General features: G+C 61.8%; 10 protein-coding genes. 8 read left to right on the top strand and 2 right to left on the bottom strand.

Annotation, left to right across the window (positions count from 1 at the left end; genetic code table 11):
- The first annotated feature begins 256 nt into the window (after nt 1-256).
- The 3 genes from HMPREF0326_RS10635 (at nt 257) to gatB (ending at nt 4370) form a co-directional block, all read left to right on the top strand.
- Nucleotides 257-1123 carry an NAD(+)/NADH kinase gene (locus HMPREF0326_RS10635; RefSeq protein ID WP_008683873.1) on the top strand — a complete coding sequence of 289 codons (867 nt, stop codon included), beginning with the start codon at nt 257-259 and terminating at the stop codon, nt 1121-1123.
- Nucleotides 1120-2871, top strand: a complete 1752-nt coding sequence (locus HMPREF0326_RS10630) for an ARMT1-like domain-containing protein (RefSeq protein ID WP_008683875.1) — start codon at nt 1120-1122, stop codon at nt 2869-2871. The genes HMPREF0326_RS10635 and HMPREF0326_RS10630 overlap by 4 nt, the downstream gene beginning before the upstream one ends.
- 62 nt (nt 2872-2933) lie before the next feature.
- Nucleotides 2934-4370, top strand: coding sequence for an Asp-tRNA(Asn)/Glu-tRNA(Gln) amidotransferase subunit GatB (gene gatB / locus HMPREF0326_RS10625; RefSeq protein WP_008683876.1), 1437 nt, complete (start codon nt 2934-2936; stop codon nt 4368-4370).
- Nucleotides 4371-4567: 197 nt separating this feature from the next.
- Here gatB and HMPREF0326_RS10620 read toward each other — a convergent pair whose 3' ends face one another.
- A complete protein-coding gene (locus tag HMPREF0326_RS10620) occupies nt 4568-5797 on the bottom strand; it encodes a hypothetical protein (protein ID WP_008683878.1) in 1230 nt (409 codons plus the stop codon).
- A 167-nt stretch (nt 5798-5964) separates the two neighbouring features.
- On the opposite strand from HMPREF0326_RS10620, the gene HMPREF0326_RS10615 reads away from it, so the two are divergent.
- The 3 genes from HMPREF0326_RS10615 to ybeY are packed head-to-tail and all read left to right on the top strand — an operon-like array spanning nt 5965 to nt 9806.
- Nucleotides 5965-6963, top strand: a complete 999-nt coding sequence (locus tag HMPREF0326_RS10615) for a PhoH family protein (protein ID WP_008683880.1) — start codon at nt 5965-5967, stop codon at nt 6961-6963.
- Entirely contained in the window at nt 6929-9328 is a 2400-nt protein-coding gene (locus HMPREF0326_RS10610; RefSeq protein ID WP_008683882.1) for an HD family phosphohydrolase, read from the top strand. Before HMPREF0326_RS10615 ends, HMPREF0326_RS10610 begins: the two co-directional genes overlap by 35 nt.
- Nucleotides 9329-9332: 4 nt before the next feature.
- Nucleotides 9333-9806: an rRNA maturation RNase YbeY gene (gene ybeY, locus HMPREF0326_RS10605; protein WP_020990517.1), complete on the top strand. Its 474-nt coding sequence runs from the start codon at nt 9333-9335 to the stop codon at nt 9804-9806.
- 318 nt (nt 9807-10124) lie between these two features.
- On the opposite strand, the gene HMPREF0326_RS10600 is transcribed toward ybeY, so the two are convergent.
- The gene (locus HMPREF0326_RS10600) at nt 10125-11246 is read right to left on the bottom strand and encodes a polynucleotide adenylyltransferase (RefSeq protein WP_035060213.1); all 1122 of its coding nucleotides are present in this window, start codon (nt 11244-11246) and stop codon (nt 10125-10127) included.
- On the opposite strand from HMPREF0326_RS10600, the gene HMPREF0326_RS10595 reads away from it, so the two are divergent.
- Nucleotides 11245-12069 (top strand): biotin--[acetyl-CoA-carboxylase] ligase, encoded by an 825-nt coding sequence (locus tag HMPREF0326_RS10595; protein ID WP_008683888.1) that lies wholly within the window; start codon nt 11245-11247, stop codon nt 12067-12069. The two genes, HMPREF0326_RS10600 and HMPREF0326_RS10595, sit on opposite strands and share 2 nt — an antisense overlap.
- A gap of 14 nt (nt 12070-12083) precedes the next feature.
- The gene (locus tag HMPREF0326_RS10590; protein WP_008683890.1) at nt 12084-15785 is read left to right on the top strand and encodes a pyruvate carboxylase; all 3702 of its coding nucleotides are present in this window, start codon (nt 12084-12086) and stop codon (nt 15783-15785) included.
- Nucleotides 15786-15790 lie beyond the last annotated feature (5 nt).

Genomic DNA, 15790 nt, shown 5'->3' with positions numbered 1-15790 from the left:
CAATGAGGATTTTTGTTCTCTGCCCGGAAAGGCGAGCTTCGGGCGGAGGGAGTATCTTCAAATTGTTGACCTTCACACGGGCGAGCCTGTTGCAGGCAGAGGGCGAAAGGACAAATTTGAAACAGTTCCCGGCGAGTGCCGCGCGAACGCCGTTTGATTTCGGGATGCCCATACTTATGCCAAAGCGGCGCGGCTGACAAGCGCGCCCGGAACACGTACTTGCGGTCGCGGCCCTGATAACGTAAATTACCTGCTTATGCAAAATACAGTCTTCCGGCATGTACTTCTGGTCTGCAAGGCCCGCCACGAACGCGCCTGGGAGCTCGGTTGCGAAATCCTGCAATGGTTGCGCGCACAAGGGCACACAGCGGTGATGATTGAAGCGGGACATGAGGATTCCGCCTATGCCGCCGAACTCGATTTCGTGGTCGTGCTCGGCGGCGACGGCACCATGCTGGGCGTGGCCCGTCGCATGGTGGGGCGGTCTGTGCCCCTGTTCGGCATCAATTTCGGCCGGGTGGGTTTTTTGACCGACGCCCAGCCCGAGCACTGGGAAGAGCGGCTGGTGGCCTGCCTCAAGGGCGAACTGGCGGTGCGCACCTGTCTGGCCTTGAGCTGGAAGCTCACGCGCGGCGGCAGCCTGCAGGCCGGCGGCTCCGCCGTCAACGACGTGGTCTTGAGCCGGGGTTCCCTTTCCCGCCTGGTCTGCGTGAACATCACCGTGGACGGACAGCGTATGGGCCTGCTGCGCAGCGACGGGATAATTCTTTCCACGCCGGTGGGCAGCTCGGGCTACAGCGTCTCCGCCGGCGGCCCCTTGCTCTATTCCGGGATGAACGCCGTGGCTTTCACGCCCATCTGTCCTTTTTTGAATACTATTTCCCCCATGGTCTTTCCGGGCAAGACCGTGTTCAGCATGCGCATTGAAGCCGGTTCCACGGATTGCTACATCACCGTGGACGGACAGGAGGGCCAACGGCTGGAGATCGGCGATCTGGTGGAAGTCACCGGGCTGCCTGCGGCCGTGCGCTTCATGGGCGATGAAATTTCTTTTTTCGAGCGTCTGCGCACGCGGGGTTTTGTGCTTGAGCGGGCCTCCGGCGCCGGTGCGGAGAAAGCATGAAAAAATCCCGCGAGCCGTCCAGCGTGCGCGACATTCGCCTGGGCCGGGACGTCTGTTTCGACGCTTGGCTTTACAGCATGCTGATGGACAACAACCTGGCCTATCGGATGAACCCGGACATCATCGCGAGCCCGGAACAACTGGCGTTCATGATCCAGCTGGACGACAATCAGGTGTATCTGCCCTGTTCCGATGCCACTTTCGCCATGCTGCGCGCCGATAATCTGTTGCCGAAACTGCAGGCCCAGTATAACCGCGCCTGGCGCATCATCATGCGCCTGATCCGCTCCATGGTGCAGGACCGCGCGGAGCGGCGGCGCATCCTGCATTTCTGCCGCTACCGTTTTTTGCAGTATATTGCCCAGCGGACGCTGATTCCGTCGCGTCTGGTCAAGCGGATGACAGATCTGGTTCTGGCCCAGAGCTACAGCCTGGGCGATCCCTGGCGGGAACGCCGCAGCGCTTCCACATTGCGCCAGCAGGAAATGCTGGATATGCCCGAGATCAGAAACAACCTGGAAGCCATGCCGCGCGGCAAACTGCCCGCCGATATGTGTGAAACCCGGCAGTTGCTCGACAGCCTGGAACTGGTCCGCTTTTTCTGCCTTTCGGCCATGGCCAAGGAATGGCAGGAGCGCTTGCCTTCGGCCCAGGGCATCCATAGGGCCATGCGCGAGGCCGAACAGGCGGCCGCGCCGCTGCGCGGCTATTTTTCGCGCACCGCCGGGCGCTCGGCCACCGTGCTTTTTTTGTGCGACGCCGACGGTGGCATCCTTTTTGATCTGGCTATGTTGCAAAGCCTGATCCGCATGGGGCACCGGGTCATTTGCGCGGTCAAATCCGGTTTTTATTTTTTCGCGCCGACCATGGACGATATGGAAAGCGATCCCACGCTGGAGCGCTGGCTGCGCGGCGGCATTGTGCTGCGCGAAACTCAACTCGGCAAAAACGACCTTTTGCGGCATCTGCGCGAACACCGGCTGGTGGTTATTGACGACGGCACGCGCGAGCGCCTGAATCTCTACCGGGTCTCCGTGACCTTTTCCCGGGCCTGGAAAGAGGCCGACGTGGTGCTGTGCAAAGGCTGGCGCGCGGCGGACATTTTTTTGGGCAGCAGCCATGAATTCACCCGCGACATTGTCTGCTATTGGCGGGACGAAAGCGGCTTTCGCATCGAATTGCGCAGGCACGCGGCCGCGGCGCGCAAATTCAGCGAGGAAGACATCGCCGCCCAGGCCGACGCCATTATCAAGGAGATGCGCGCGGCCCACAGTGAAGGCCGCTCGGTCATGTTCTACAGCTGCGTCATCGGCAGCATTCCCGGCCAGACGTCCGTGGCCGTGACCCTGGCGCGGACCTTTGTGGACAATCTGCGAAAAAAAATGGATAATATTTTGATTATCAACCCGGCGGAGCACTTCGTGGAAGGCATGGACGGGGACGACCTGATGTTCATGTGGGAGCGGGTGCAGCGCAGCGGCCTCATCGACGTCTGGCGCTTCCAGACCGTGGAGGACATTGAGGAAAGTTTCGCCTTGCTGGGACGCAAGGTGCCGCCGTCCTGGTCCGGTAAGGACGCCACCTATTCCACGGGTTGCACCAAGGAAATGCGCATCGCCCTGGACATGCAGGCCAAGAATCGCGAAATGCAGATCATCGGGCCTGAGCCCCGGCTCTTTTTCCGCCGGGGCGAGTACGGGGTGGGTAAATATTTTGACGCCAGCATCAGCCGGCCCACGGGCCGTTGAGGCTCGGCCGCAACACAAAGCATGCGGGTTCCAGCCCCCGCGACAGGGAGTGGATTGAGATCATGGCCGCCTATGAAGCCGTTATCGGCCTGGAAGTGCATGTGCAACTGGCAACGGCCTCCAAGCTGTTCTGTTCCTGTTCCACCAGATTCGGCCAGCCGCCCAACACCAATGTCTGCGAAGTCTGCGCGGGCATGCCCGGCGCGCTGCCCGTCCCCAACCGCCAGGCCGTGCATTACGCCGCTCTGGTGGGCCTGGCCACCAATTGCGCCATCAACCGCCGCTCCATCTTCGCCCGTAAAAACTATTTTTATCCGGACCTGCCCGCGGGTTACCAGATCTCGCAGTTTGATCTGCCCATCTGCGAGCACGGCCACCTGGATATCGTGGCGGAAGGCCAAAGCAAGCGCATCGGCATTACCCGCATCCACATGGAAAATGACGCGGGCAAAAACATCCACGCCCAGGGAGAGAACGCCAGCTACGTGGATCTGAACCGCGCGGGCACGCCCCTGGTGGAGATCGTTTCCGAGCCGGACATGCGCTCCGCCGCCGAAGCCGTGGCCTATCTCAAGACGCTCTACGGCATCGTGACCTATCTGGGCGTCTGCGACGGCAATATGGAGGAGGGCAGCTTTCGCTGCGACGCCAATGTTTCCCTCCGGCCGGTGGGCGCGACGGCCTTCGGCACGCGCACCGAGCTCAAAAATCTCAATTCCTTCCGCAACGTCCAGCGGGCCATTGAATACGAAATAGCCCGCCAGCAGGATGTGCTGGACGACGGCGACAGCGTAGTGCAGGAAACGCGCTTGTACGACGCGGTGAAAAACCTTACCGCCTCTATGCGCAGCAAGGAAGAGGCCCACGATTATCGTTACTTCCCGGACCCGGATCTGTTGCCCGTGGAAATAGAAGCCGCGGAACTGGAACGCTGGCGGGCCGAACTGCCCGAATTGCCTCAGCCCCGTGCCGGTCGTTTCATGGAGCTGACCGGCCTGCCCGAGGCGGAAGTGGAAGTGCTGGTGCAAAGCCGGGCTTTGGCCGACTTCTTTGAGGCCGCCGCGCAGAAGGCTGATCCCCGCAAGGTGGCCAATTACGTGCTGGGACCGCTGTTGCGCGAATGCAACGCGCGCAACGTACCCACCGGCGACCCGGCCCGGTGGGCGATGAAGCCCGAAGCCCTGGCGGAGTTGGTGCGTATTGTGGATCAAGGGTTGATCAGCGCGAAGATCGCTAATGACATCTTCGGCGACCTGTTCAGCAACGGCGCCATGCCCGAAGCCTACGTCAGGGAAAAGGGCCTGGGACAGATTTCCGACTCCTCGGCCCTGGAAGCCGCCGTGGATGCGGTAATTGCCGCCAACCCGGCGGAAGTGGAGGCCTATAAGGGCGGCAAGACCAAACTGATCAGCTTCTTTGTGGGCCAGATCATGCGCGCCACCAAGGGCAAGGCCAATCCCGCACTGGTCAACGAGCTGCTGAACAAAAAGCTGCAATAGAGCAGTTCACGCATGAAATGCGTCAATTGCTCTGCAAGAATCTGTCTGCAACTTCTTGCCGCGAAATGTGAGTAGCGTGTTAAATGCTCTGGCAAAACCGGGTCAAGTGAATAAAAGACTCGGGCCTGTCGGCGATGTCGTCGGCAGGCCCGTTTTTTCGTCAGAGCGCTCTGTTGGTTTCGAGGTCGGAGAAAAGGCTAAACATTGAGGTTCAACCCGGACAGCAGGGAGAGATTGCCGCCCGAGTAATTGCCGAAATAGGAACTGGCGCTGCCCGAATCCGCCCACCAGGCGGCCATGGATTCGATCTGGATGCGTTTGCGCATGGCCGTGGGCGAAACCTGCATGGCTTTGCGGGCGTCGTCAATGCCGGACAGGGTTTCGATCTGCCGGTATTTCTTGATCAGATCGGGGTTGTCGTCAAAAAACTGCTGTACCTTGTCGCGGTCGGCATGGTCGCTGATGACGGTCACGCTGCCGTCGTCATTGACCTGGATGGAAAACTTGATGTTCGGGTCAACGCCTAGGCTGTCCAGGCCGTCATGGAGTTTTTTGCCCGCCTCGCCCTGCTTGTCCAGCACGGCCTGGATATCATTGAGCCCGGCATTATTCACGCTGATCTGCACAGGGCCTTCGCTGTTCAGGCGCAGACTCACGGCCGAGGCGTCCACATCGCGTTTTTCCAATTGCGCCTTGACCGCGTCGGCCAGTTTGGGATTTTCCTTCAGCCATTGGTTGATGGCCTCGGCCTGCTCCACATCATTGCCGACAGCCAGATTGCCTTCGTCGTCTAATTTGAAGTTCAGGCCGTTGGTCATATCCACGCCCATTTTCTTAAGCGCCGCGCGCAGATCGTTGGTCAGGTCCGCATCGCTGTTCAGTGCCGACTGCATATTGTCGGCGGTGGTATTGATCACACTGAGCTTGCCGCCGGAACCGACGCGCAGATCCACCGCGCTTTCGGCGTCAATGCCGGCATCGGTCAGAGCTTTGCGCAGATCCTTGCCCAAGGCGGGATTGGCGTCCAGCCAGGCCTGCGCGGCCTTTCTGTCCGAGGCGTCGTCGCTCGCGGCGGTCAGCTTGCCGTTTTTATCCAGGCTGAAACTCAGGCCGTTGATGTCATCGATGCCTATCCCGGCCAGGCCGTTTTTAACGCTTGCGCTAAACTCGTTCTGCAACTGTTCGCGGTATTTGGTGATCTGGTTGAAGGTCACCCGGCTGTCGTTGGAAAGCCCCATGGCATCCATGGCATATTTGGTCAGCTCCACCATGCTGGAAAGCTGGTTGGTCATGGACGTGTTGCCGAAGAGGCTGTTCAGGCTGTTGGCGGAGGAGCTCTTGGAGCTGCCCGAGCCCGTGTTCTTCAATTGCTGGCCCTGCCACTGGAGCAGAATATTGTTGTAGTTGCCGATGCCTGATATGCTCATGGTTCCTCCCGGCAGATTTTGCCTGTGTCCGGCGCGCGGGCCTGCCGCAGACAATTTTTGCAAATATCGGGCCAGGAACGATGCGGGTCGGCTTCCAGGCATGCCGCCGACCGGGCCTGTCGTTTGAAAAGATGGACAGTCCCGCTGAAATAGGCTAGCTATGGCCTATGGCAGTACATTCCTCCATGCTGGAGACAGTGGAGTTTGACGACCCCGCCCTAGCCAACCAGCTTTTCGGTCCCCACAATGCGCATCTCGACCTCTTGGCGGCAGCCAGCGGCGCGCATATCGGCAATCGCGGGGCCAGCATCTTTATTGAGAGCCCGGATCCGGACGTGCGGCAGAGCCTGTGCAATGTCTTTGTGCAGCTCTACGATCTTCTGCGCGGCGGCCTTGCGCTGAGCCAACAGGACATGACCCGTGCCTACGAGATGCTCAGGGCCGATCCCGGCTTGAACCTCGGCCAGGTCTTCCGTGACGCCGTCTTTGTGAATACGCCGCGCAAAACCGTCACCGCGCGCAATGTGGCGCAAAAGACCTATCTGGAACTTTTGCGGCGGCATGAGCTGGTTTTCGCCGTGGGGCCCGCGGGCACAGGCAAGACCTATCTGGCCGTGGCCATGGCCCTGTCCATGTTTCAGCAGCACCGGGTCAAACGTATCGTGTTGACCAGACCGGCTGTGGAGGCGGGCGAACGCCTGGGCTTTCTGCCCGGCGACCTGGCCGATAAGGTGAACCCGTATCTGCGGCCCCTGTATGACGCCCTGCACGACATGATGCCCCAGGCCAAAGTGGCCTCCATGCTGGAAGTGGGCTCTATTGAAGTGGCCCCCCTGGCTTTTATGCGCGGGCGTACCCTCAACGACGCCTTCATCATTCTGGACGAGGCCCAGAACACCACCCAGGAGCAGATGAAGATGTTCCTGACCCGCATGGGCTTCGGCTCGCGCATGGTGGTCACCGGCGACACCACCCAGATCGACCTGCCCATGCAGCCCGGCGGCGCCCGGCCGCGCTCGGGCCTGATCCATGCCCTGAACGTCCTGCATAACGTGCCCGGTCTTGCCGTTCATCGTTTCAGCAAGGCCGACGTCGTGCGTCACCCCCTTGTAGGAGCCATTGTCAGCGCTTATGACCACGCAGAAAAAGACGGTGCGTCCGGCTAGCATCCTGGCGCTTATCCAAACGCTGAAAGTGCGGCATCACTGCGGTTGGGGCCTGTGGGCGCTGATCGGCACGCTGCTTTTTCTGGCCCTGCTGGCCGGGGCCAATTTCGAGGCCGTGCAGCGGATTTACGTGGCCGGTCAGGTGGCGGAAAACGACGTCATCGCGGACCGGGATATTTTGGTGGAGGACACCCAGGCTACCAAGGCCCGCCGTAAACAGGTGCTCTTGCTGCAACCTCCGGTCTATGACCTGAGCCTTGAGCCCTATACCCAGTTTCAGAGCCGGATTCTGGAAATCCTGCGCAGCCTGAACAATGCGGGCGAGCAGAGGCCCGTGCCCGACGCCCCCTTGCAGCGTCTGGTGGAAGAACTGACTCCCGCCGTGGCCGACGAAGTGCTGCCGGAACTGGCCCTGCCCGAAGTGCAGACCTATCTGCTCAAAAAACTGCTGCCTCAAATCCGCGAGCACATGGCCGAAGGCCTGGTGGGCGACATCCGCTCGGCGCGGGTGGGACGCTCGGGCGTGATCATCCGTAATCTTGACACCAATGCGGAAATTTTGCGCCCGGACGTCAACTCCCTGCCGGACGTGCAATCCTTCCTGGCCGAGATATCCTCGCAGATCCGGCAGGCTCCCAGCCTTAATCCGCAGTCCCGCCGGGCCATCAATATTTTGCTCTCAGCCACCTTGCCCGCTTCCCTGACCCTGAACCGCGAGGCTACCCAGAAACGCGGCGCGGCCGTGGTGGCGACGGTGGAGCCGGTTTATTATCAGATCCAGAAGGGTGAGCTGGTGCTGCGCAAGGGCGAGCGCGTGAGCCGCGAGCAGCAGATCAAATTGCAGACCCTGTACAAATCCGCCTCTGACCCAATGCGCTGGAGCACGGCGGGCGGCGCGTTTCTCTGCACTCTGCTGCTTTCCGTGGGCTTTTTCGTGGCCCCCAGCGGCAAGCCCGGCACGCCGTTGCGCTGCAAGGACATGCTGCTCATCGCCCTTTTGCTCTTCCTGTTCGGCGTGGGCGCCAAGAGCGTCTATCTGCTGGGTCTGCGCATGGACAGCATAAGTCTGCTCAATTCCTTTGCCGCCGCTTTTCCCGTGGCCGGGGCCGTGGGTCTGGTAGCCATGGTGTTCGCGGCCCGGCGCTACTGTACCATGGGCCTGTTGCTTTCTCTCCTCTGCATGCTCATGTTTCAGGCGGACTATCCGCTCTTCATTTACTATTTTCTGGGCGGCATGCTGGCGACCTGGCTGGTGACCAGCGCGCAGAGCCGCCAGGATGTGGTCTGGAGCGTGATTCCCCTGACCGTGGGCCAGATTTTGATCTGGTTCGGCACGACGCTGCTGGCCCAGACGCCTCCGGCGGAAATCCCCGTGCAGCTGACCGCCGTGGCTATCAACAGCCTGCTTTCCCTGATTCTGCTTTTCGCCGTGAGCCCGGTGCTGGAGCTGACCTTCGGCTACAGCACGCGCTTCCGCCTTATGGAGCTGATGAGCCTGGAACAGCCCCTGATGCAGGAACTGATGGTCACCATTCCCGGCACCTACCATCACTCCTTGGTGGTAGCCAACATGGTGGAGGCCGGGGCCAAGGCTATCGGCGCCAACAGCCTGCTCTGCAAGGTGGCGGCCCTGTATCACGATGTGGGCAAGCTCTCCTATCCGGAATATTTCATCGAGAATCAGTTCGGCGGCCCCAACAAGCATGACAAGCTGGCCCCGTCCATGAGCGCCCTGATTCTGCTCTCGCACGTCAAAAAAGGCACGGAGCTGGCCGAGCGCTATAAGTTGGGCCAGGAAATCACGGACATCATCCGCCAGCACCACGGCACGCGTCTGGTCCGTTTCTTCTATCAGAAGGCTCTGAACCTGGGTGAAAAGCCGCGCGAGTCGGATTACAGCTATCCCGGCCCGCGTCCGCAGACCAAGGAAGCGGCCATCCTGATGCTGGCGGATTCCGTGGAGGCTAGCAGCCGCACCCTGACCGATCCCACGCCCGCGCGGATCAAAAGCCATATCGACACTATTATCAAGGGCATTTTTTCGGAAGGGCAGTTGGACGAATCCGAACTGACCTTTAAGGATCTGCATTTCCTGAGCGAAAACTTTCAGCGTATCCTGACGGGTATTTTCCATCAGCGCATCGCCTATCCGGAAGCCAAGATTAAGGACGTGGCTCAGGCCGACAAGAGCAGGACGGAGGCCAAGCCTTGCGACGGCAAGACCCAGCCCTGCGGCAAAAACGGCGCGCCGCTTGCTCGCCCCGGCGGAGAACCCCTTGGTCTGCCCGCTGCCAAGACGCGCAAAAACGAGACCGGCCGCCCGGGAACCCCGGCGACCGAGCCGCAGTCCGGCAGCGGAAATTGAGACCATGGCCCTGGCGAAAGTCCATACGCAAGCCGCGCGATGCGCGGAGCGGGTGCGGATACTGCCCCATTACGCCGCTCATGCCTGGCTGTTGCCCCTGAACCGCCGCGAGCTGGCTTTGGCCCTGCGGATCATGTTGCGCGCCCTGGCCGATGCCGAAAGAGGCGCGCCTGACAGCGTGGAACTGCATCTGTTGGACGACGCGGCCGTCAGCGCGGCCAACCGGCGTTTCATGAACTGCATAGGGCCCACCAATGTGCTTTCTTTTCCCGGCGGCGAGGACCTGCCGGGCATATTGCTGCTTTCTCTGGATACGCTGGCGCGGGAATGCCTGCTTTACGGACAGGAGCCGGCGGAGCACGCTTTGCGGCTGCTGGCCCACGGCATGGGCCACTTGGCGGGTTTGGACCACGGCCCGGCCATGGACCGGGTGTGCGCGGCCTGTTTTGATGCCGCGCGGCAGGCTCTGCGCGTCTAGAGCAGATTACCTTTGAAATGCTTTGCGTTTCAAAGGGGGCATTCCAGAAAAAAAGCGGTTATCGCTGCTGTCGATCCCCGTATGGTCCCGTTGTCGCCAACGGGGACAGCCCTTCGGGCTGCCTTCGGTCGCTTTTCCGGAATCCATGCCGCATTGCTCTTGATGTCTGTACGCCCTTTGGGTTACAGGCACGGCTCTACGGGCCGCCCGTCGGGTCGGTCTTCGCGGTGCGCCTCATCGTGTTCGGCATTAGAGCATTTCAAAGTTGAAATGCTCTAATGCGTTGAGATATTGTCAATATCAAAACGCTCTAAGGCATCATTGCGTTGAAGCGGGGTCAGCGGGCAGTTCCGCCAGAGCCCGGCAGTGCAGTTCGCGCAGCTTGCGCGCGGACTGTTCGCCTTTGTTTCGCCAATCCGGCGGCAGGCTGACGGCCAGCAGGGCGGCCAACTGTCGGCGGGCTTCAATGCTGACGCGGCTGTTGCTGTCCGCGTCGGCCAGCCGCCAGAACGGCGCGCTCAGACCGGCCTGATGCACGCGCCAGAGCAGGTCGCGCCGGGTGCCGGGACGCAGGGTCGGGAACATCCCGGCTTTCATGTGCTCGGCGGCGGCCAGCGCGCCCGCCTTGCGAAAAAGCACGGGCAGGCGCACGCGCTCGGCCAGGGCCAGTGCCGGAGCGACGCCGCGTCGCTCGTGGCCGTAATGGTGCGGGAGCAGGGACGGGTCCGTGCTGACTTTGCCCAGGTCATGGCACAGCGCCATCCAGGCGGCCAGGGCGTCGCCTGCGGTGAGATTCATGATCCGCAACGTGTGGCCCAGGACAGAATTTTTATGCCAGCGCGCCGGTCCGGCCGGAATATCGCGGGCGGCCTCCAGCTCCGGGAACCAGGGAGACAGCGCGTTTCCCTTTGCCAGGATCTCGAAAAAACGCGCGGGTGCGGGCGCGGCCAGGGCTTTGCGCAGTTCACGGCAGACCCGTTCCGCCGGGATGGCCGCCAGAGTGGCGGCGGGCAGGGCGCGCATCTGTCCGTAGGCAGCGTCGTCCACTTGCCAGTCCGGCCACTGGGCCGCGAAGCGGGCTAGACGGAAGACCCGCGCCGGGTCGTCGGCCAGGGCCGTGGACGAGGCGGGCCGCAGGCGGCGGGCGCGCAGATCGGCCAGGGCCTCGGGATGGAAGCGCAACAGGCCGCGGCTGTCCAGAGCCATGGCATTGACGGTGAGATCCCTGGCCAAAAGGTCCGCTTTCAGGCTGCCGCCGCGCAGGGGCATGCATTCCCGGCCGCGCCAGAGGCAGACACGCACGCTTTTGCCCACCGGCCGGGCGTCGGGATGGGCGGCCAGAAAATCGGCCATGTCGCCGGAAAAAGCGAAATCCAGCTCAACGGGCACGCGGCCCAGCAAGAGGTCGCGCACGGCCCCGCCCACGAGGTAAAGTTCCATGAGTTCAGTATGCCACAGCCCGGAGCGCGGGGAAAGCGCCTCCGTGCCCGCCGCGAACGACGACGGTTCTGTCCGGCCGCCTTTTGTCTGGCGTTTCGGCGAGGTCTCGTCCAGTCTGGACGTGGCTTTTTTGTTGTCCGGGCGCGGGTGGCTGGACGTCTGGGACAGCGTCCAAGCCGTCAGCCAGACGTCGGGACGCGGGCAGTTGCGGCGGCACTGGGTGTCGCCGCCGGGCAATATCTATGCCGCCCTGCGTCTGCCCTCGCTGCCGCCCTTTGACGGCACGGCCGCGGCCCCGGCCACGGGCCTGCTGCTGGCCTGCGCCCTGCGCGCCGAAGGCTGGCCCGTGCTGCTCAAATGGCCTAATGACCTGGTGCTCTCCCTGCCTGAAGGCCCCCGCAAGCTGGCGGGCATTCTGTTGGAAGAGCGGGGCGGCGTGCTGCTGGCCGGCATCGGCGTCAATGTGTCCTTTGCGCCGCCCGACAATGCGTTACGAGCCGACGCGGCCCTGCGCGCCGCCAGCCTGGACCGGCACCCTGTTCCGGGACGTCCCGCGCCTCTGGCCGAAGAACTGTGGCAGCGGCTTGTAAAGCATGTGCATTCGGCATATAACAACGGCCACTCTCTTTCCGAGCAGTGGAAAACACGGGCTGAACAATTGCTGCTCTGGCGCGGCAGGGACGTGGAGCTGATCGACGGAGGTCGCAGCGTCCGCGGCAGACTGGAAGGTCTGACCCCGGCGGGGGGGCTGCGCCTGTTGCGCAACGGCCGCTGTGAGGAATGGTTAAGCGGAAGCCTTCGGCTTTCCGAAAGATTATCATAAAGGGCTGAAAAGGCATGGCCAACAAGACATTCGCGGAAGTGCAGGATTTTCTGAAGGGCAAGGTCATTCTGGTGGCGAACCGGGGCATTCCGGCCCGGCGTATTTGCCGTTCCATCCGGGAGCGCTTTGACGCGGTGGCGGCCATGACCGCCACAGACGTGGACAAGACCGCTCCCGCCGCCTCCACGGCCCAGGAGTTGGTGCTGCTGGGCAGCGAGCCGCGCGCGTATCTGGACATCGACAGAATCATCGACATGGCCAAGCAGCGCGGCGTGGTGGGCATCCATCCCGGCTGGGGCTTCGCCTCCGAGGACACGCGCTTTCCTCAACGCTGCAAGGAAGCCGGTATTACCTTTATCGGCGCCACGGCCGAGGCCATGAACCTCCTGGGCAACAAGGTCCAGGCGCGCGAGGTGGCCCGTAAACTGGGCATTCCCGTGGTGCCCGGTTCCGACGGAGCGGTGGATATTTCCACGGCCCGCCGTCTGATCAGCGAGATCGGCCTGCCCATTATGCTCAAGGCCGAGGGCGGCGGCGGCGGCCGGGGTATTTTCGCCATTCATAACGAAGCCGAGCTGGAAGACGCCTTTTTCAAGGCCTCTTCCATGGCCCAGGCCTCGTTCGGCAACCCGCGTCTTTTTGTGGAAAAATTTCTGAGCGGCGTGCGCCACATTGAAATCCAGGTCATTGCCGACATGTACGGCAATGTCTTCGCCTTTGATGAACGCGACTGCACCGTGCAGCGCAACCATCAGAAGCTGATCGAAATCACGCCTTCGCCCTGGCCGGGCGTAACCCGCGAGCTGCGTGAGCGCCTCAAGGATTATTCCCGCCGCCTGGTGCGCGCCGTGGGATACCATTCTCTGGCCACGGTGGAATTTCTGGTTACGGCCGAGGGTACGCCGTATCTGATTGAAGTGAATACCCGTCTGCAGGTGGAACACGGCATCACCGAGTGCCGCTACGGCATCGACCTGGTGGAAGAGCAGATCGCTGTGGCTTTCGGCGCCGAGCTGCGCTACCGCGAGGAAAACCTGCGGCCTTCCTACTGCGCCATGCAGGTGCGTATCAATTGCGAAAATCCGCAGGACAACTTCGCGCCCAACTCCGGCCTGATCTCGCGTTATGTTTCGCCCGGCGGCCTGGGTGTGCGCCTGGACTCCAATATCAGCGCTGGCTATGAGTTCCCGGCCAACTATGATTCCGCGGGCGCGCTCCTGATCGCCTACGCCCATGACTGGGAAAAGACCCTGGGCATCATGGACCGCGCTCTGGGCGAATACGTCATCGGCGGCATCAAGACCACGATTCCTTTCTTCCGCAAGGTCATCAAGAATCCTTTGTTCCGCAAGGGCGACATCAATACCAATTTCATCGCCGACCATCCCGAGCTGATGCTCTATACGGATCTGGCCCCGGAAGGGGAGCGCCTGGCCCGGCTGGTGGCTGAAATTTCGGCCAAGGGCTTCAATCCCTATGTGCAGCTCGGGGAATACCGTTCTGCCACCACGCCCTGTCTCGGCCCCTTCGAGCCGGTGCTGCCGACCATCAGCACGGCCGCCCGGCGGCAGCCCTCGCCCTACCCGCAGGGCGACAGGCTGGCGACCCTGGATTTCATTCGTGATTCCGGCTACGTGCACTTTACGGACACCACGCCGCGCGACTTCACCCAGTCCAATTCCGGCAACCGCTTCCGCTTGGCCGAGGACAGGCTCATCGGTCCTTACCTGGACAATGTGGGCTATTTCTCCATTGAGAATGGCGGCGGCGCTCACTTCCATGTGGCCATGATGGCCAATATGACCTATCCCTTCACCGAAGCCCGCGAGTGGAACAGCTTCGCCCCCAAGACGCTCAAGCAGCTGCTGGTGCGCTCCACCAACGTGCTGGGCTATACGCCCCAGCCGCGCAACCTGATGCGCAAGACCGGGGAAATGATCTGCGATTACTACCAGGTGGTGCGCTGTTTCGACTTCCTCAACCATGTTGAAAACATGCGGCCCATCGCTGAAGTGGTCATGTCCCGCAAGGACGTCATCTTTCAGCCCGCTTTGTCCATGTCCTGGGCCAAGGGTTTTGACGTGGCCCATTACCTCAACGTCACCGAAGCAATTCTGCGCATGGTGGGCGACGTCATGGGCGTGGACCCCAAGGAGGCTTCACGCCATATCATCCTGGGGCTCAAGGATATGGGCGGCGTCTGCCCGCCGCGCTTCATGACCGCTTTGGTCGGCGCCCTGCGCAAGGCCTGGCCGGAACTGGTTCTGCATTACCATCGCCATTACACGGACGGTCTTTTCGTACCGGCCTGCGGCGCGGCGGCCAAGGCCGGAGCCCACATCCTCGACGTGGGCCTGGGCGCGGCGGTGCGTTCCTACGGGCAGGGCGACGTGCTCTCCACCATGGCATATCTTGAGGACGAACTGGGCCTCCAGTGCCACTTGAATAAAAACGCCCTCCGCGACGCCAACTTCGTCTGCAAGCAGATCATGCCCTACTATGACCGTTACTGCGCGCCCTATTTCCAGGGCATCGACTATGACGTCACCCTGCACGGCATGCCCGGCGGGGCCACGTCTTCCTCGCAGGAAGGGGCCATGAAGCAGGGCTACATCCATCTGCTGCCCTATATGCTCAAATTCCTGGAAGGCACCCGCCAGATCGTGCGCTACCATGATGTGACGCCCGGTTCGCAGATCACCTGGAATACGGCTTTTCTGGCCGTCACCGGGGCCTGGAAGCGCGGCGGCGAGGAAGAAGTGCGCTTTCTTCTCGAAGTGCTGGGCGAAGTGACCCGCACCCCCGAGGCGGAACTCTCGCCGGAAATGCACAAGGCCCGGCTTTCCATCTATCAGGATTGCAACGACGCCTTCCGCAACCTGCTGCTGGGCAAATTCGGTAAACTGCCTCTGGGGTTCCCGGCGGACTGGGTATATGAAAGCGCCTTTGGTTCCGATTGGAAGTCCGCCATTGCCATGCGCACCGAAAATTCGCCTCTGGAAACGCTGCCGGACGCCAATCTGGCCGCGGAGGAAAAGGCCTGCACCGAAATTCTCAAGCGGCGGCCCAATGAAGAAGAGTTTGTGCTCTACCTCAACCATCCGGCCGACGCCCTGAAAACAGTCCAGTTCAAGGCCAAGTTCGGCGATCCCAACAATCTGCCGCTGCATGTCTGGTTCGAAGGGCTGAAAGTGGGACAGGATCTCTATTTTAACGATACCAGCGGCAAGCCGCACCATCTGGCTCTGCTGAGCATTTCCCGTCCCAACGAAGCGGGCATTTCCATCTGCCGCTACGTGCTGGATTCGGAATTCATGAGCTGCGAAGTGCAGGTCAGCCAGCCCTCCGCCCAGAAGGGCAAGGGCACGCTGATGGCCGATCCCTCCAACCGATACCATGTGGCCGCGCCCAGCAACGGCGACCTGTGGGTCATGTACGTCCATCCCGGCGAGGTGGTAAAGGCCGGCGAAGAACTCTTCAATGTCTCGATCATGAAGCAGGAAAAGGCTGTGCTGGCCCCGGTGGACGGCATCGTCAAACGCGTGCTCAAGACCGCCGACTTCAAGGAAAGCAAGCAGATGGTTTCTGTGCGCGAAGGCGAACTGATCGTGGAACTCGGGCCGGTGCCGCGCATGTGCAGCAATGAAGCCTGCGGACAGCCCATTCCCATGGAAAACGCGGCCTTCTGTCCCTACTGCGGTTCTCGCGTGGGTTAGGAAGC

The sequence above is a fragment of the Desulfovibrio sp. 3_1_syn3 genome (assembly GCF_000145315.2).
Lineage (GTDB): Bacteria > Desulfobacterota > Desulfovibrionia > Desulfovibrionales > Desulfovibrionaceae > Desulfovibrio > Desulfovibrio fairfieldensis.
Note: the sequence above shows the minus strand (reverse complement) of the source record. Positions and strands in the feature narration are given on the sequence as shown.